The following is a 17,601-nucleotide window of genomic DNA, read 5'->3' on the forward strand; positions in this document are numbered from 1 at the left end:
CACATGAAAATTTTATACCGATTAGGTTTCTATCTTGGTGGTTTTGCTATTGGCCTTATTCTTTTAGCATTTTTTGTAAAAGGTAGCGGGGTTGAATTACCCTCTTGCGATTATATGCCTAATGCTCGCGTACTCAAAACCATTCGGAATAATGGTTACACACTCTCTGAGCAAGCCGAAAAACAATTGCAAGAATTAAAGCTTGACACTTCAGATTTGAATACTGTTTTCCTAGAAGGGGAAGTTGATTTTGATAAAAGCGATACCCGAAAGGAACCGTGTGGATTTTATATGATTCATTCACAAGAAACGATGCCTACTCCTATTACTACAACACTTGAACTTTGCGACGAAACTTTTGAAGTTTTGAGTGTGGTTAAGCATTAAATTCAACCTGCTTTATAATTAAAAAGGCTTACCAGAGTCGTAAGCCTTTTTAATATAAGTTCGTCTAATTTAGTTTGCGACGTCTGCGTTCTTCCTGAATTAACGAGAGCTCTCGATTGGTTTGACCCGCAACCGAAGTATTTTCTTCAGCTCTTCTTATCAAGTAGGGCATCACATCTTTAACAGGCCCAAAAGGAACGTATTTCGTAACGTTATACCCTTCCTTTGCTAAGTTATAGCTAATATGGTCACTCATACCATATAATTGACCAAACCATACACGACCATCATCTGGAGCAATTTCTTTCTGTGCCATAATTTCGATAGCCAGATAATTACTTTCTTCATTATGCGTCCCAATGAAAGCCCAAATATCCTCAAGGTTATCAAAGATGTAAACTAACATCGCATTAAAATGCGCATCAGTTTCAGGCTTGTCTTTACAAATTGGAGAATCATAACCTTTTTCTTCGGCTCGAGCACGCTCTTTTTCCATATACGCGCCGCGCACGATTTTTATCCCTAAATGATATCCTTTTTCAATTCCGTCTTGATGCAGATCTTTTAAATAAGCTAAACGATCCCAACGATAACATTGCAAGGTTGTAAAAACAATAGGTTTCTCTTGGTTATAGGTTTGCATCATCTCAAGTACAAGATCATCTACAGCACCTTGCATCCAGCTTTCTTCTGCATCAATGAGCAATTTTATATCACAAGCTTTTGCTTTTTTACATACTTTATGAAAACGCTCCTGAATACGCTTCCATTCTTGTTGTTCTTTATCTGAGAGTGTTTCATTTTCGGTAACCTTTCGCCAAACTTCAAAACGGCCAAAACCGGTAGGTTTAAATACAGAAAAAGGCATCCCGGGTCGGTCTTTAGCAAAATCAATAAGACTCATCACGCGTTCTAGAGCAGAATCAAATAAACTTTCGGTCTCCTTCCCTTCTACTGAAAAATCTAAAACAGAATGTACATTTTTACTGTACATCGCATCAATGGTAGAAACACAATCTTTCTCACTTACCCCACCGCAAAAATGATCAAAAACGGTAGCGCGCACCAAACCTTCTACCGGAAGGCTGGCGTTTAATGCAAAACGTGTAACCGCCGTGCCTATTTTTACCAAAGGCTGCAAGGAAATCATCTTAAATAAGAAGTAACCTCGCTCGAGCTCACTATCTGATTTTAAAGAAAATGCAGTCTTTGTATCATCAAATATTTTTTGTTCTAACATATTCTAAAATTAGGCGTCAAATATAGCCAAATCGCAAAGGGATTGTTATAAAAAGATATTAATTTCACAACCTCAAAAAACTTTAACATGGAAGCAATTCAAGCTAAAGATTATCAGGTTGTTTTTGGCGAAAACGGCTACTCAAATCTTAATGCTATTTTAAAGGAAAAAAATTATAGCATCCTGTTTGTGCTTGTAGACAGTAATACACACGAGCATTGTTTGGCGCCTTTTCTTCAGAATATAGTCACTCAAACGACTATTGAAATTATAGAGATTGATCCTGGCGAAGAGTTTAAAAATCTTGAAACGTGTGAAGGAGTATGGAATGTGCTGTCAGAGCTGAATGCTGATCGCAACAGTGCCTTGATCAATCTTGGTGGTGGTGTCGTAACTGATCTTGGCGGTTTTGTAGCATGTTGTTTTAAACGCGGTATTGATTTCATCAATATTCCTACTACCTTACTAGCAATGGTTGATGCTTCTGTAGGTGGAAAAACCGGTGTAGATCTCGGACCGTTAAAAAATCAAATTGGAATCATTAGTAATCCTGAGCTAGTTCTGGTTGATACTCATTTCTTAGGAACGCTTTCGGTTGAAGAATTGCGTAGCGGTTATGCCGAAATGCTTAAACATGGCCTTATCAGTTCTGAAGCGTATTGGAATACGGTAAAGCAAGCAAAATATACAGATTTTGAAAGTTTGACTGAATTGATCAGACAATCTATTGCTATAAAAAACGAAGTGGTTTTAGAAGATCCCTTCGAGAAGAATAGAAGAAAAAGTCTCAATTATGGGCATACGCTAGGTCACGCCATCGAATCCTATTTTATGGAAAGCGATCAAAAAGAACGCTTGCTGCACGGTGAAGCCATCGCAATTGGTATGATCTTGGCAAATTATTTATCTAGTGAATTATGCGGTTTGCCTAAATCAGAGTGTGATGAAATTTCACAAGCGATCTTAGCCTTCTACCCTAGCGTTGAATTTACAGAGAAAGATATAGAGAGTATCATCACTTTACTCAAGTACGATAAGAAAAACAGCCACGGAAAGGTGCTCTTTGTTTTGCTCAATCGTATAGGCGAAGTTGTTCTCAATCAAGAAGCTTCAAACGAATTGATTTACAATGCTTTTGAATATTATAAAAAATTAAAAAAGAATTAAGTGAATAGTGTTGCACAACCCATTCGTTTTTTTTTACATTTAACCACAATTTGCAACAAATATTAAATTTTATTTATGCGTCGCGTAATAGTTGATTTTAAAAAGCTTACCCCAGAGATTCTTGCGCTTCTGGTTGATAAGTACCCCTACGGATATGATGATGACCACATCATATCATTTAAAAATGCTCAAAACGAAACCATCGAGTGTGTAGAAGTACGCACTGCAGATACGATATACTTGGTGAAGGTGAGTAAAAAGTTAGAAACGTCTATGGAAAATTATGACGTTGAAGATTATGATGATGATGATCTAAACGAGCCAATTTCTGAAATCCCTGAAAAAATGGATGAAGAAGATGAGGAAATGGTTGATGAAGAATCTGAAGAAGACGAGGATTAGAACGGTTCTTCAATAATAAGCATAAAAAAAGCTCTTGCAAATGCAAGAGCTTTTTTTATTTCTAAGCATCTAATGACAATTATTATGCTTCAACTTTTTCTTCCACAGATGCTAAATAACGTTCTGCATCTAGTGCTGCCATACATCCTGTTCCAGCGGCAGTAATAGCCTGGCGATATTCTTTATCCTGAACATCTCCACTCGCAAACACACCAGGTTTACCGGTTTTAGTAGATTTTCCATCAGTAAGAATATAACCGGTTTCGTCCATTTCCAGCTGCCCTTTAAAAATGTCTGTATTCGGCTTGTGACCAATAGCGATAAATAGACCTGTGATCTCGATTTCAGATACTTCTTTTGTCTGATTATTGATCATTTTCAATCCTTCAACTACTTGCTCACCTACTACTTCTTCAACTTCAGTATTATAAAGTACGGTGATATTTTTTCTTGAATTCACACGATGTTGCATTGCTTTTGAAGCACGCATCTCATCTTTACGCACTAGCATTGTAACGTGCTCACAAATGTTAGCAAGATAAGTAGCTTCTTCTGCAGCAGTGTCTCCACCTCCTACAATAGCCACACGCTGATTTTTATAGAAAAATCCATCACAAACCGCACAGGCCGAAACACCACCACCGCGCAAGCGCTGCTCACTAGGTAACCCGAGGTAGCGGGCTGTTGCACCTGTTGAAATGATCACAGATTCTGCTTCGATCTCAGTAGTATTATCTACGGTAGCTTTATGAATGCCTCCTTCCTCAGAAGAAAATTCAACGTTGGTAATCATTCCTATACGCACTTCGGTTCCAAAACGTTCTGCCTGTTGTTGCAACTGCACCATCATGGTTGGACCGTCAATTCCTTCAGGATATCCGGGAAAATTATCAACTTCAGTGGTCGTAGTTAATTGTCCACCGGGTTCCATACCTGTATAGACTACCGGTTTCAAATCTGCTCTTGAAGCATAAATTGCTGCGGTATAACCTGCGGGACCAGACCCAATAATTAAACATTTAATACGTTCTACTGCCATTTTATTTAAATATTATCCACGTGCTGTGGAATTCTACATTTTTAATTTTTATTGAAAGATCGTCTTTAGACCTAAGACCATTAATTCTAGTGATCTAAACAAAAATAGTTTTTTAACTATACTTATAAAGTCATGTCAATCGCTAATTATAAGTCGTTATTAACAATGCAAATTTACACCGATGTTTGAATTCTACTATTAGGGATTGTTAGGTTTTCACTATTTTTAAATCAAAATTTCTTATATGAAAAACTTTAGCATTCTTCTTTTATCCGTGCTTACCACAGTAATCGCTTGTGCTCAAAACCCTAAAGAGGTCAAAGATAATGATGTACCTATTACAGTTTCTGAAGCCTACGAATACGAAGTCATTGTTCCTGACTTGATCAATCCTTGGGGAATGGCATTCTTACCTGACGGAAGCTTACTCATAACAGAGAAATCAGGCGAACTAATTCATTTTGTTAACGGTGAGAAAATAACTATTGCCGGAGTTCCGGAAGTTTACAATCGAGGGCAAGGCGGATTATTAGATATTCAGTTGAGTCCGAATTATGAAAGTGACGGATTTATATATTTTACCTACTCTTCTACCGAAGGTGAAGCCAAAGGAGGAAACACTGTGCTTATGCGTGCGCAACTATCGGGCAATAGCCTCAGTAATCAAGAAGTGCTTTATAAAGCCACACCCAATACCACCAAAGGCCAGCACTGGGGTAGTCGTATCGTATTTGACGATGCAGGCCATGTATTTTTTACAGCCGGTGAACGTGGTGAGCGTGATATTAATCCACAAGATATCACTCGCGACAACGGTAAAGTGTATCGCTTAAATTTAGACGGAAGCATACCCACAGATAATCCATTTGTAGGAACTGAAAATGCCAAAGAGGCCATTTGGTCTTACGGGCATCGCAATCCACAAGGGATGATCATCAACCCCGAAACAAACGAAATTTGGGTGCACGAGCACGGTCCACGTGGTGGCGATGAAATCAATGTAATTAAAAAAGGCGCCAATTATGGCTGGCCGGTCATTACCTACGGAATCAATTACAGCGGTACAGATATTACAGACATTACCAAAAAGGAAGGAATGGAGCAACCTCTTTACTATTGGGTCCCTTCAATTGCACCTAGCGGAATGGCAATGGTTACCAGTGATGCGTATCCAGATTTAAAAGGCAACCTTTTAGTAGGCTCTCTAAAGTTTGTTTATCTCGAAGCACTCTATTTAGATGAAAACAATTCAGTTATAAAAAGAGAAAAACTGCTGGACGGTGTTGGTCGTGTGCGTAATGTAATTCAAGGCCCAGACGGCTTCGTTTATGTTGGTGTTGAAGGAGTAGGAATTGTAAAACTTGTACAAAATTGAAAACTACATTAATCACACTCGCGAGCTTCGCAATTATTATAATTTTTTCAGCGGCTAAAGGAGATCAAAGTTTTGGCACTAGTACGTCTGTTTATATTCCTATTCAAAAGGATACCTCATTGCAAAACAGTATAAAACGAGGGAAGACCGTGTACGAAGACTTTTGTATGCAATGTCATATGGCGATCGGAGAAGGTATTCCGGGGGCATTTCCACCTTTGGCTAAAGCAGATTATTTATTAAATAATAGAACCAAAGCTATTCACGCGGTAAAATACGGTTTACAAGGCCCTATAACCGTAAACGGAACCGATTATAACAGTATAATGGCTCCGTTAGGTTTGTATGATGACGAGATTGCAGATGTTATGAATTACATCTTAAATTCCTGGGGAAATTCTTCAGATAAGCCCGTCACCAAAAAAGAAGTTGCGTCGATAGAGAAATAGCTATTCGATACGTTTGTAGTTTTCAGAGAAAATACGATTACCTTCTTCATCCACAGTGATTTGACTGTATTCATTCTCTGAAATCTGCAACTCGAATGTAAAGATACGTAGGGTGTCAATAACATTCATCATGCTCTCCGATCCATACTCTAGCGTTTCTATAAGCTGATCATCTGAAGCGACATAACTGCCGTATCCAAACCATTCAACGGAATCTTTGGGTACATAGCGCGTCCACATCACGCGGTCTTTAGTATACATTTTTATTTGACGGTAACCATCAGTCGTTGCTACAGTATCAACGACTTCATTTTCGTCATAATGATAAAAGTCTCTGAGTTCCCAGGTACCTCTGATTAAAACATCATTGTCCTGTTTGATTTCGGTTTGATTTGTACTGTAAACAGTACTGATCAAAAGAATAAGCGTTATTAAAGATAGTTTCATAATATTGAGATTGAGGAATTAAACAAATACTACCTTTAAGGTACGAAAAATTATTATTCAATAAACTATAACGTTATAATTTTAAAATATTTAAACGATTCGCTTTATTTAATAAACATTCAATAATTGAGGGTAAATATTGTGACAACGCTATTATGGGTTATATAGGATTAAAACTTTGTGGTCTGTTACAAATATTTATATTTGCAGCCTGCAAAAATTTCGGGATGTAGCTTAGTCCGGTTAAAGTGCGCGTCTGGGGGGCGCGAGATCGGAGGTTCGAATCCTCTCATCCCGACGAACCAAATCACGTTTTATGTAAAAAAGCCTGTTAATCAATTAATTAACAGGCTTTTCATTTTTTATGATAGCATCTGATATCATCTAAAATCAAGGCAAATATGTGCAATTCGGTGCGCAATAAGGTGTGCAAATTATCGTAGATTTATATAGCATTTAGGCCATCTGGATGTAGTCTTTAACTCATAATCGTTTAACTAAAAGACTTACAAAATGCCTGTACACAGCACTTTAGGCGTGAATTTCTTTACACGCCCCAAAAGAAACAATCCCAACAAACTGGATATCTATCTCAGAATTACAGTCAATAAAAAGCGCTCTGAGATGAGTATAAAGCGTGATGTTGATGTAAAAGATTGGGATATTCTTAGGGTTAAAGCCAAAGAAACTTCAGACCAACTTATTACACTCAACTCTTATATGGATGATGTAAAAGCTGAAGTTCTAAATGCACACAAAGAGCTGCATGCAGAACGAAAAGTAATTACAGCAAAAGCGATCAAATTGAGATATATGGGCGAAGATGAGGAGCGTATGACGCTCTTAGAGCTTGTGAAGTACCATAACGATAATATGGGATTATCGCTAAAGCCTGGTACGATGAAAAATTACTACTCTACCGAAAAATATATCAAGGCTTATCTCTTAGATCATTATAAATCAGATGACTTCTTCTTGGTTGATTTAAACTATCGGTTTATAACAGAGTTCGAACATTATATACGAACTTATAAACCTAAAAAGAAAAGAAAAACATGTTCTATAAACGGTACGAGAAAGCATTTAGAACGCCTTCGAAAAATGGTTAATCTGGCAGTAAGAATGGAATGGTTGCCTAAAGATCCTTTTGTCAATTATAAATTGAAATTGGAACGTAAGGAACGCTGCTATTTAACCCAGCGTGAATTGAATCGTATTGAGGAAACACACTTTCAAAGTAAAGGTTATGAGCGCGTAAGAGATTGCTTTCTGTTTGCCTGTTACACGGGGCTTTCTTATGTAGATTTAAAGGCATTACGAAAAGACCAGTTGATTCCGGCATCTAATGGGCGATTATGGATTTATACTAAACGGGAAAAGACTAACGAATCTGTTAGAGTTCCCCTCCTGCCCCAAGCTCTGGCACTGATTAAAAAATATACAAAGGATAAGGAGTTGGAGGTCTCCGGCAAATTAATGCCCTTATACAGCAATCAGAAGGTGAACAAATACCTTAAGGAAATAACTGAAGTCTGTCAAATACATAAAAATGTAACCTTCCACGTAGCCCGTCATACCTTTGCAACTACGGTTACGCTATCTAACGGAGTACCCATTGAGACCGTATCAAAGCTTTTAGGCCACACGCAGCTACAAACGACTCAAATCTATGCCAGAGTACTGCAAAAGAAAGTTGGAGACGATATGGATGCCTTAATGCGTAAAATGGAAGCTAGGAATACTAAAGAGTAATTTTGATCTTCGGTATGATTTGATCCACACTAATAACTGAGGGCAGGTAATTTTCAAACCAATTCCCCCCTTATTAAAATGCTTTAGTTCTCAAAGTTGATTTCATAACGAGTACTTCGTCCCTCCCCTATAGAGATAAATAGTTTTTTTGCTGCTAAATCCTGAAGATCACGGGTTGCTGTAGCTTTAGATGTTTTGGTAAGGGCAATATACTTTTTTGCCGTCATCCCCCCTTTAAACCCTTCCGGTTCTTCGTCAAGCATTCTATTAACAACCTTTAATTGGCGCTCATTCAATGAATTTCTATGGCGATCAAAAAAACGGGCTTTTCTCAAAGTAAAAGAAACAAGCTCTTCCGCTTGAGATTGCGCTTCTAAAACAGTATTGACAAAATAGATAATCCAATCGGTTATTTCATTTGACTGTTGTGCGTTTTTTAGAGCCTTATAATAGGCTTGTTTATCGTGCTCAATTGCTTTCGAAAGACTCAGGAGAACAGGGCGGTTTAAGTCTTGAGATAACGCCTTTTCAGATAATGCCCTTCCTATTCTTCCATTACCATCTTCAAAAGGATGAATGCTCTCAAAATACAGATGTGCAATCGCTGCACGGATAAGTGGTTTTTTAATAGGATTGGCTCCTTCTGGATGAGATTCATTAAACCACGATATAAAAACACGCATTTCATTCGGAAGCAAATGGGAAGGCGGAGCTTCAAAATGGATCTTCTCCCTGCCCCAGCTGCCGGATACGATCTGCATAGGCTCACTGTGCTTCCGCCATTGCCCGGTATTAATGCGGACAGCTCCTTCTAGTAAGGTTTCGTGCCATTCGAATAAGACTTGGTCTGTCAAAGGTTTAGCAAAATTTTGCCTTACCCGTACCATTAAATCCCCTACACCTCGTGCCATTGGGTCTTTGACCGCTTTGGGTGTACCATAACCCATATTGTTCCGTATAGAAGACATAACATCTTCCCTGCTTAGATATTCCCCTTCTATTTCTGATGTTTTAACAGCCTCGGCTACCATTAGCGATAAGATAGCTTCCATTTGCATCGTACCTGATAATCCTTCCAAAATACCATTAACGCGACCAGCCCTTTGGCTGAACTCAAAGAGCTTCTCTTCAATTTCAATTGTTGTATACTTAAAATTAGGCCAGTCTTCGTGTTGCCAGTTATACATGATGAGCCGATTAAATAAGTTAATTGGCTCAAATATAACCAAAAAATGAGCCGATTAGAAGAGCTAATCGGCTCATTTTTTTGATTAAATAATTTTATTGCTTTTTTTTCTATTACACCGTTGACATAATAATTGAATATTATTAACAGTATTGCTCCCACCTTTAGAAACAGGAATATTATGATCAAACTCTAAATTTTCTCGGCTTCCGCAATCAACACAACTCTGTTTATCTCTTTTCCAAACAGCTTCTTTGACGTGAGATGGAATTGATACTCGATTATATTTTGAAAAATAATTCTCACTTATTAAACCATCTTGGATAAGCTCCTGTATAGCCTCAGATTCTAGACTTTTATTTCTTTCCTTTTCCAATAATTGACGTTTAACATTTTGCTTAAATTTATTATCATTTTCCTTTTTTCGCTTATCTATTAACTCTTTCAATTTCATCTCTTCTTCTTCCTTCCTTTTTCTTCTCTTAATTTCTTCTTCCCTAAGTCTATCCTGTTCAGATTTTTCTTGTTCCCGCTGTCTTTGAAATTCTTTTTGTTTTCTTATTAGAGACTGCCTTTTTTCATTTTCATCAGCTTTTTCTTTTTCCCTTGCTATATTTTTCTTGCGCTTAGTTTGTTCTCCCTTCCAGAAATTCTCCAGTCGAACATCTTCATCATCAAGAATTTCTATTTGTTTTTCCAAACCAAATGAATTCCATTCCTGCTCTACGGTTAAGGGGATTTCTTTATTTCTTGGATTTTTCCTTGTTAAAGTAGCTACTTTTCTCTCAATGTATTTTTGTTTCTTAAATGAATACATTTTTAAATTTAATTTATCTTGTTTAGATAACTTTCTTAACTTTTTATTATTAATATTTAAATTATTTAAAATTTCATCAAAGTCTTTCTTCGCTATTCCACTTGAGAAATTTATATCAAATTTCGTTAGCACGAGAATTCCTATAATTGCAATGAATACTATTGATATAAAAATGACAAAAATTGGTATCTCTGTAAATATCTGAAAGATTAGAATTCCTAAAAATAAAATTAATGCCCAGGCGCTTGGGTTTACTTTCATGACTAAAATTTTATTTGGCTTATTAGTTGATTATAATTAAAAGGTAGACGCTGATATTCGGAATTTGTTTTAAAAGTATTTTACAAAATATCGTAATTTCCCAAAACTGTAAAGTTATTTCAGGACTGGTCACAGACTGGGCATACCCTAGGAAAAACCTACTCAAAGCCTAGAATAGTTTATAAAGAGTGTATAAAACGGCTTTTTAAAAACCTGAATTTAAGAACTCATTAACAATTTTGCTCATTATGTGCTTCACAGCTAATTGAGGTTAAAATCATAATTTTAGAGTGTTGACGTCTTCTTAAGCAACTCTTCCAAATAAGCCACCTTATCTTTCTCTGCCTGAACTAAACGTTCGTATAGTTTTTTATTCTCCTCATAAGATGCAACAAGTTTATCAATGGGATTAAAAGTACAATTGTAAGCAGCAAAAGTACCTTGGCTATTACTAAAGCTGTTGTCATTGAAATTATTGAAGAAATTTATCACTCTTTCTTCAGAAAAGTTTTCTATCGCCTCTTTAGTAACTCCTAAAACCTGCGCCACCCGTTCCAGTTTTTCATCTTCCACCGATTCACTTTTTTCAAGAGTAGATACACTTTGTTGACTAATTCCTAATTCTTCGGCAAGGGTTTCCTGCTTCATACCGCGCAGTTCTCTGATGCGGGCAATTTTGCGGCCTATATGATTGGGTTTGGTGGTAGTCATCTGCATTGTTTTTTGTTAGTATACTTAAGTTCAGCCTTTGGGTTCTGGTAAAATACAAGTTTATAAAAGTATTTCACAAGTCAATTTGGTAGGGTACGCGTCAAGTCCGCTATACTTTTAAAGGATAACAGAAACCTGAAACACTCAGAGCTAATCAAAAGTAAGGCTTTTCTTTTAAAAGTTTTAGCAAATGCAAATCAGCTTGAGTTAGAATAACCCTTTAACAGCCACCGTATGAGAACGTCGCCAAACTTCAGTCCAGAAATCCATAAAGTAATACCTATCATCCGCAGCTTAATCCGGGTACATACTGTTTATTTAATCGGGCAGCAGAGCATAACGAAAGATTGCTTGTATTCCTCTTCTTTAAACAGAAATAAAAAACCGCGTATCCGCTACATACTGACTATGCTTATCATAAGTCACGATCAGGTAGCTGACCCCAAAATTTTTATGAACGAGGTCTTCAACAAGACTCAGGAGCAGGTTACCCTCTACGCTATTCATTACACCCTCAACGAAGCCAATAATAGAATTAACTACGGCTCCAATTTCCTAAACCATGTTTTAGAGGAGGGCGCATTGCTCTATAGCGAAGACAACCGGCTTAAACAGCTAGGCACGTACCTCTATCATCCTAAGGTATTACTCAGAATTCACAAGCATTGGAATAAACGTTTGAAACACGCACGCTATTTTGAAGAAAAATCTACGATCTGCGAGGATAACCAGAGTAATCAGGGCAGATACCTACTCTTACAACAAGCTATTCAACAAATTTGTTTAGGATTGATTTATGTCTTCTGGGAATATCAGCCCTCCTATTATTCCTTGCCCTATCTCTTGCACCTCTGTGAGCAGTTCTCCGAAGTTCCAAAGATCATCTACCCAAAAAGATCCTTCCGGTCTCAACAGATATATTCCAGACTTTGTCACGCACAGTATAATCTAAACGAAAAAATACAGGAAGACTCATCTGAATCTGATTCCCAAAAAGCGGAACACCTTACTTATAAATTTATTCAGGCCGCTCGTAAAGAGGCCGATAAAAAACTTGAGGAATTGAAAAAGCTTCACCTAAAAACAAGCTAATCATGAAAAGGAATAAGATCAACAAGCAAAAAATAAAAAGTCTCCGTGCTATCGCTCGAAAAAACTATGGACTTCAAAAAGAACGTATTGGGCAAAACACCTACAGAACTGCAAAAATACACTTTGAAGATTTTGAAGATCATATGATGCGGACAACCGCCTTATTAGATGTTTGCATTTTAGCTTTAGAAAGTGAAGGGGAATTTTATTCCAAAATTCTAAGCCATAAAAGTAGAGATATCGCTATACAACAAGCATTGGAACTTGTCATCCAATTGCTGCCACATGACGATATTTCTAAATATCAACAGCTAATCCATATTCTTGAAGAAGATGTGGAAGCTTTTGGCTTTCCTAAAAAATTAAAGAAACTAATTAAAATGAACGCTGATGAAAAAGAAAAAAAAATATAAATACTTGAAACAGGTTGGCGAAGATCACCTGAGAAAACTTAAACCTAACCCCCATTTTAAGAATAATCAACAAGTTTGCTTCCCGGCTCAAAGTCATCTGCATTTGATGTTCTTGATTGAAGATCTGATTAAAGTTAGTGTAATGGCTCTAAATGGTATTGAACGCGGAGGTGATCGCCCATTAAAAGAACCTGAACGCAGCATTTCAGAAATTCTAAAACACGCACTCGACCTACTTCCTCTCGAAGAAGCAGAGTTTATTGATAAAACAATGGCGTTATTAAGTGAAGAATCATCAACGAATACTGAACACTAAACCATTTACTTATTTCATCTTAAGCATCTCCTTTTATGCTCAACTGAAACACATCACCAATATCTTTTACGAGTATGGTGTGTGCGATCTTCATTTACTTCCTCCAGAGCCGTCGCATTCCTTTTTTTGATAATCTAAGTTTCTTATGGATATTAAATTAGAAGAGGGCTATAAATAGGAAGGCAAAGCCGACCGGTTTATGCGCCCGACTAATTTAATATGCGATACTATTCGTATCAAAAAAGGAATGCTATTCGGAGTCGTTAAAAAGTGTTTCATTATAAAAGTAAAAGATAGGTCAATCTGTAGTCAGGATGTCAAGCGAACTCTGGCCAAAAAAGTCAAAACTATTCAACTATAAAAATTGACTTTTTTGGTCTGTGTTCAAGACCTTTTGGACGAACCGCTTTCACCGAAACGCAGCGTAGGAGAATGTGGTGAGGCCTCTTTAAATTTTACTTGCCAATTACATCTTCAGTATTTTTCACGAAAAAATGTCCCTGTTTTGAAGGGTTCAGTAAGTTTTTCACGTAATTCTTAGTTCTCCAAAACTTCAAAAAAACTTAAACAACTAAAAATCAATTAAATGAGTAGTTATAACCTCGCGTAGCGGGTTATCCTCTTGCTACTCAAACTTCTCAATATCTTCTAGTTAAATTAATTATATCTATTTTAGTACGAAGTTATTTACTTGAACTTAGTTTTATAATGTTATTTACTAAACAATGGCTGAATCAAATCATCAAGCAAAAGGACCAGCACTTGGCTATTATTATCAATCAATTTACGCATTAATCGAATTATTTAAATCTGATAATAATAATGCATTTGTTAGTATCGAAACATGGGATGATGTCTATCTTGAAGATGGAAGTACTAAAAAGTTGATTCAACTTAAACATTCAATTAATGAAAATTCTAAAATAAGTATTAAGAGCACTGAGCTATGGAGAACCATACATGTTTGGTGTGATTACCTTAAAACTAATGAAGTTGAAGATGGAATTTTTACACTATCTACTGTTGCAAGCATAGATGAAGATAGTTCATTGAGAAATTTAAAATATCAAACCGAAAATCGCGATGACTTAATAAAGGACTTATTAAGTGAGGCCGAACGTGTTATAAAAAAAAGGGAGAAAGTTAAGGCTAAAAACAAAATTTTATTAAAAAGTGGAAAACAAGAAGAAAGTTTGCCCTTTACCTCTAAATATAAAGGATGCCAATCTTTCATTTCTTTGACTCCTCATCGAAGAAATGAATTTGTAAAAAAGATAAAATTAGTCCCAGATTCTTTTCAAGTACAGGATGCCAACTATTGCGTTATTGATTTGATAAAAAATTATATACCTACAAAATTTCAAAAGCCCTTAGCTGATAGTATTCTGGCTTGGTGGGAAAGAGAAGCTGTTAAATCATTGTGTGGTGAAAGATCTGAATATTTATATAAGATAGAATTACAAGAATTTATCTCAAGGAAAAATGCCGAATTATTAGATGATGGTTTTACAAATGATTTAAACGACATAGACCTACCTAAAATTGAAAGTCCACATCCAATTCAAAAACAACAATTAGAAATAATTTCTGCCACTAGTGCACAAAAAAGAAGATCTTATGATACCGAAATGAAGGCACGAATACAAAGAGACATCTGGATTAATAATTCTCTTCCATCTGCAAAAAAACTTGAAAAATATGATGAAAAATTAAGTTTAGAATGGTCATATCAATTTGAAGATATGAAGGATAAAAGCTTTGGCAAAAATGATGAAGAAAAGAAAGAGGATGGACGTATTTTATTGGATTGGTCACACGAAAAAGCACATATGCAAATTAGTTCAATATCGAAAAATTATAATGAACCAGATTTAATACGTGGTAGCTTTCAGATTTTATCTGCTCAGAAAAGATTAGGTTGGCACTGCGATTTTATTAACCTAATTTCAGAGGAAGAAAATGGCAATTAAAAAAAGTATTGATATATTTTCTCAAACTAATCCGGGCTTTTGCGCGTTAATACTATTTAGTTTCATTAAGGCGTATGAAGAAGAATCTAAAGCTCAAATTTCTTTTCCATTATTATTAATACCGATCCCTTTGGTATTATCGAATGATTTAAATGATTCTTTTCAACATACCAATAAGAGAACAGGTTTTTTTAGCTGGCTTGAAAAAAACCCTAAGATTAAGTTTCAAATTAAGAACAGAATTGAAAATTCCTTGGATTATATTAAGCAAGCAATAGAATATGGTTTTTATAAAGGAATTTTTAAAATTAACGATGATGGAAACGTATGTATTGACAAAGATTCAGTAGATACCTATTATAATAATAAAATAACAAAACCTTTTTATAGAAAATCACAGCTATTAGGATTTTGGATGGGACAAATTGATTCTCCTAAGACTATTTTTAATTTGTTAGATATCTCGCTATGAATAGATGGAATGTACACAGTTTAATCTTTTACAGTAAACACGGTAAAAGAAGAATCATTGAATTTAATCTCAACGATACAACTATAATCACGGGAGCATCAAATACAGGTAAATCAGCAATCATTGATTCGATAGATTATTGTTTGGGATCTAGCGGATGTAACATTGCTTCGTTTGTTATCGAAAGAACTACTCATATTGCTACAAAATGGACAAATGGGCAAAAGACTTTTTTGTTAGCTAGAGAAGTTGAGGGAAGTAAAGCTTCTAATAATATGTTTATAGAATATGGGAAAAATGTCATAATTCCAGACTATGCTACTGAATTAAAAGGAAAGGGTAAAAAAGATAAGGTCCGATCAATTATTGAAATGCTTTTGGGTTTTCAAGAAGTTAATGATCCAGATTTAAAATTAAACTCCAATAGAATTACAATTAGGCAAGCAGTGCCATTTATGTATCTAGATAAAAGTGTGATAGACAGTAATAGGATTCTTTTTCACGGTTTGGATGATAATAGAAAGGCTCAATTATTCATAGATGCTATTCCATATTTTTTAGGAGCAATTAATCCAGATGAGATGGCTGCACTTAGAAAATTATTTAGATTAAACAAAGGAATAGATAATGAAATAAGAAAGAAAAAGGGTTTTGAAAATCATGAAAAAAATCTTTATAAGAAAGCAAAAATTTTATTTAATGAAGCTGTCCAGTACGGAATAATTGTTGACGACAATCCTCAGGCTGATAATGAGAATATCCTTGACACATTAAAAAGCCTTTTAAATTGGAAACCGGAAAAATTCATTTTAGAAAATAAAGATCAACAGATAAAACTAGAAACGGTAAGATCTAAATTAATTTCAGAAATAAATAATATTAAAAGAAGAAGGAATGCTGTTTTACACGAAAAATCAAAAAGATCCTCTTTTAATCAAGCATTGAAGGGGCAAAAAGCAAAGTTAGATATTCAAAAATATTTTCTTTTGGAGGAAAATACTTGTCCAATTTGCTCTTCGACATTAAATAATTCTCACGAAATTAGTAAACATATTAATAACTCATTTAGAGAAATATCTAAGGAGACAGATGTAATTGATAATCAAGAGCCAAGTATAAAAAAATATCTGGAGGAATTAGAAACTTTATTGGATTCTAAGAATCAGAATTTGAATGAAATTTCTAATGAAATAGAAAACTTACTAGTTAGATCTGAGGAAGCAAGAAAGCTTAAGGATATGAACATTCTTGCTAATAGAGTTATAGGTAGAATTTCATATTTCATTGAAAATTCAAAGGATATAGAAAAATTTGATGAATCAGTACTAATAAGATATCAAGAAGAAGTTGAAGAAATAAATGAAAAATTTGGAAAAGAAATTCGTAAAGAAAAAATTGAAATTGCTGAAAGAATAATCTCAACATATTCAACAAAAAATTTCAAAAAGCTTCCTAGAGGTTTACCCTTTAAAAAGGCTTCTATTAACTTTTTTTCCAATCCTCCCAAGGTTGTTTTAGTTGATAATGAGTTTAATAAAGAATATCAATTTACCAATGTTGGCTCAGATGAGAATTATTTAAGTATTCATTTAGCAATTGCATTTGCAATGCAAAAGTATTTTTCAAAAAATTCTAGCCCAGTTCCGGGTGTACTTTTGCTTGATCAAGTTAGCAGACCTTACTATTCAAATGATATTCCTTCTGATGAGATAGAAGTTAAAGGAAGTGATGATGAAAAAGCTCTATATAAACACTTTGAGTTCATTTTTAATCAAGTTGAAAAGATTACGGGTTTACAAGTTATAATTTTAGAACACGCATACCTCAGTAATTCACAAAAATTCAAAAGTTCTACAAAATATAGATGGCCAAAGAGTTCTACAGACAGGCTCATTCCAAATGACTGGCCTACAAATATTAATTCCTCGCGTTAAATTACATTAACAATTGAGTAAACATTTATAGATTTCCGTCTTATGACATTTTTTTTTATCTTTAAATGTTAAATACATTCATTTAGTCTCATATGACTAGAAATCGGCAATAAGGTGTAACACCTTGATTAATAGTTATAAATCGTTGATATCACTGGGGTGAAGTTTACC

At 35.3% G+C, this 17,601-nt stretch carries 18 protein-coding genes and 1 tRNA gene; 13 read left to right on the forward strand and 6 right to left on the reverse strand.

The window, feature by feature from the left end; genetic code table 11:
* Positions 1-3 precede the first annotated feature (3 nt).
* Positions 4-387, forward strand: a complete 384-nt coding sequence (locus tag LDL79_RS16325; protein ID WP_225598507.1) for a hypothetical protein — start codon at positions 4-6, stop codon at positions 385-387.
* Positions 388-451: 64 nt separating this feature from the next.
* On the opposite strand, the gene LDL79_RS16330 is transcribed toward LDL79_RS16325, so the two are convergent.
* Positions 452-1,627 (reverse strand): proline dehydrogenase family protein, encoded by a 1,176-nt coding sequence (locus LDL79_RS16330; protein ID WP_225598508.1) that lies wholly within the window; start codon positions 1,625-1,627, stop codon positions 452-454.
* 87 nt (positions 1,628-1,714) lie between these two features.
* Between LDL79_RS16330 and aroB the strand changes: the two genes are divergently transcribed.
* Both aroB and LDL79_RS16340 read left to right on the forward strand, forming a co-directional pair.
* Complete coding sequence (gene aroB, locus LDL79_RS16335; protein ID WP_225598509.1) at positions 1,715-2,794, forward strand: 3-dehydroquinate synthase; 1,080 nt, start codon at positions 1,715-1,717, stop codon at positions 2,792-2,794.
* A gap of 75 nt (positions 2,795-2,869) precedes the next feature.
* A complete protein-coding gene (locus LDL79_RS16340; RefSeq protein ID WP_225598510.1) occupies positions 2,870-3,196 on the forward strand; it encodes a hypothetical protein in 327 nt (108 codons plus the stop codon).
* Positions 3,197-3,278: 82 nt separating this feature from the next.
* Here LDL79_RS16340 and trxB read toward each other — a convergent pair whose 3' ends face one another.
* A complete protein-coding gene (gene trxB / locus LDL79_RS16345) occupies positions 3,279-4,235 on the reverse strand; it encodes a thioredoxin-disulfide reductase (RefSeq protein WP_225598511.1) in 957 nt (318 codons plus the stop codon).
* Positions 4,236-4,479: 244 nt separating this feature from the next.
* On the opposite strand from trxB, the gene LDL79_RS16350 reads away from it, so the two are divergent.
* Complete coding sequence (locus LDL79_RS16350; protein WP_225598512.1) at positions 4,480-5,610, forward strand: PQQ-dependent sugar dehydrogenase; 1,131 nt, start codon at positions 4,480-4,482, stop codon at positions 5,608-5,610.
* The gene (locus LDL79_RS16355; protein ID WP_225598513.1) at positions 5,607-6,059 is read left to right on the forward strand and encodes a c-type cytochrome; all 453 of its coding nucleotides are present in this window, start codon (positions 5,607-5,609) and stop codon (positions 6,057-6,059) included. The genes LDL79_RS16350 and LDL79_RS16355 overlap by 4 nt, the downstream gene beginning before the upstream one ends.
* On the opposite strand, the gene LDL79_RS16360 is transcribed toward LDL79_RS16355, so the two are convergent.
* A complete protein-coding gene (locus tag LDL79_RS16360) occupies positions 6,060-6,506 on the reverse strand; it encodes a hypothetical protein (protein ID WP_225598514.1) in 447 nt (148 codons plus the stop codon). It abuts the gene before it with no gap.
* A 223-nt stretch (positions 6,507-6,729) separates the two neighbouring features.
* On the opposite strand from LDL79_RS16360, the gene LDL79_RS16365 reads away from it, so the two are divergent.
* Both LDL79_RS16365 and LDL79_RS16370 read left to right on the forward strand, forming a co-directional pair.
* A tRNA-Pro gene (locus LDL79_RS16365) sits at positions 6,730-6,804 on the forward strand.
* Positions 6,805-7,019: 215 nt separating this feature from the next.
* The gene (locus tag LDL79_RS16370) at positions 7,020-8,258 is read left to right on the forward strand and encodes a site-specific integrase (protein ID WP_225598515.1); all 1,239 of its coding nucleotides are present in this window, start codon (positions 7,020-7,022) and stop codon (positions 8,256-8,258) included.
* Positions 8,259-8,341: 83 nt separating this feature from the next.
* Here LDL79_RS16370 and LDL79_RS16375 read toward each other — a convergent pair whose 3' ends face one another.
* The 3 genes from LDL79_RS16375 to LDL79_RS16385 all read right to left on the reverse strand — a co-directional run bounded on the left by LDL79_RS16375 (position 8,342) and on the right by LDL79_RS16385 (position 11,233).
* Positions 8,342-9,445, reverse strand: a complete 1,104-nt coding sequence (locus tag LDL79_RS16375) for a Fic family protein (RefSeq protein WP_225598516.1) — start codon at positions 9,443-9,445, stop codon at positions 8,342-8,344.
* Between the two features lie 84 nt (positions 9,446-9,529).
* On the reverse strand, positions 9,530-10,522 hold the full coding sequence (locus tag LDL79_RS16380; RefSeq protein WP_225598517.1) for an HNH endonuclease signature motif containing protein: 993 nt from the start codon (positions 10,520-10,522) through the stop codon (positions 9,530-9,532).
* Between the two features lie 285 nt (positions 10,523-10,807).
* Entirely contained in the window at positions 10,808-11,233 is a 426-nt protein-coding gene (locus LDL79_RS16385) for a helix-turn-helix domain-containing protein (protein WP_225598518.1), read from the reverse strand.
* 408 nt (positions 11,234-11,641) lie between these two features.
* On the opposite strand from LDL79_RS16385, the gene LDL79_RS16390 reads away from it, so the two are divergent.
* The 6 genes from LDL79_RS16390 (at position 11,642) to LDL79_RS16415 (ending at position 17,430) form a co-directional block, all read left to right on the forward strand.
* Positions 11,642-12,325 carry a hypothetical protein gene (locus LDL79_RS16390; RefSeq protein ID WP_225598519.1) on the forward strand — a complete coding sequence of 228 codons (684 nt, stop codon included), beginning with the start codon at positions 11,642-11,644 and terminating at the stop codon, positions 12,323-12,325.
* A 2-nt stretch (positions 12,326-12,327) separates the two neighbouring features.
* A complete protein-coding gene (locus tag LDL79_RS16395; protein ID WP_225598520.1) occupies positions 12,328-12,738 on the forward strand; it encodes a hypothetical protein in 411 nt (136 codons plus the stop codon).
* Positions 12,716-13,054 carry a hypothetical protein gene (locus LDL79_RS16400; protein ID WP_225598521.1) on the forward strand — a complete coding sequence of 113 codons (339 nt, stop codon included), beginning with the start codon at positions 12,716-12,718 and terminating at the stop codon, positions 13,052-13,054. Before LDL79_RS16395 ends, LDL79_RS16400 begins: the two co-directional genes overlap by 23 nt.
* A gap of 725 nt (positions 13,055-13,779) precedes the next feature.
* The gene (locus LDL79_RS16405) at positions 13,780-15,024 is read left to right on the forward strand and encodes an ABC-three component system protein (RefSeq protein WP_225598522.1); all 1,245 of its coding nucleotides are present in this window, start codon (positions 13,780-13,782) and stop codon (positions 15,022-15,024) included.
* A complete protein-coding gene (locus LDL79_RS16410) occupies positions 15,014-15,496 on the forward strand; it encodes a three component ABC system middle component (protein WP_225598523.1) in 483 nt (160 codons plus the stop codon). Before LDL79_RS16405 ends, LDL79_RS16410 begins: the two co-directional genes overlap by 11 nt.
* The gene (locus LDL79_RS16415) at positions 15,493-17,430 is read left to right on the forward strand and encodes a DUF3732 domain-containing protein (protein ID WP_225598524.1); all 1,938 of its coding nucleotides are present in this window, start codon (positions 15,493-15,495) and stop codon (positions 17,428-17,430) included. The genes LDL79_RS16410 and LDL79_RS16415 overlap by 4 nt, the downstream gene beginning before the upstream one ends.
* Positions 17,431-17,601: the final 171 nt, after the last annotated feature.

Source organism: Leeuwenhoekiella palythoae (genome assembly GCF_020310025.1).
GTDB lineage: Bacteria > Bacteroidota > Bacteroidia > Flavobacteriales > Flavobacteriaceae > Leeuwenhoekiella > Leeuwenhoekiella palythoae.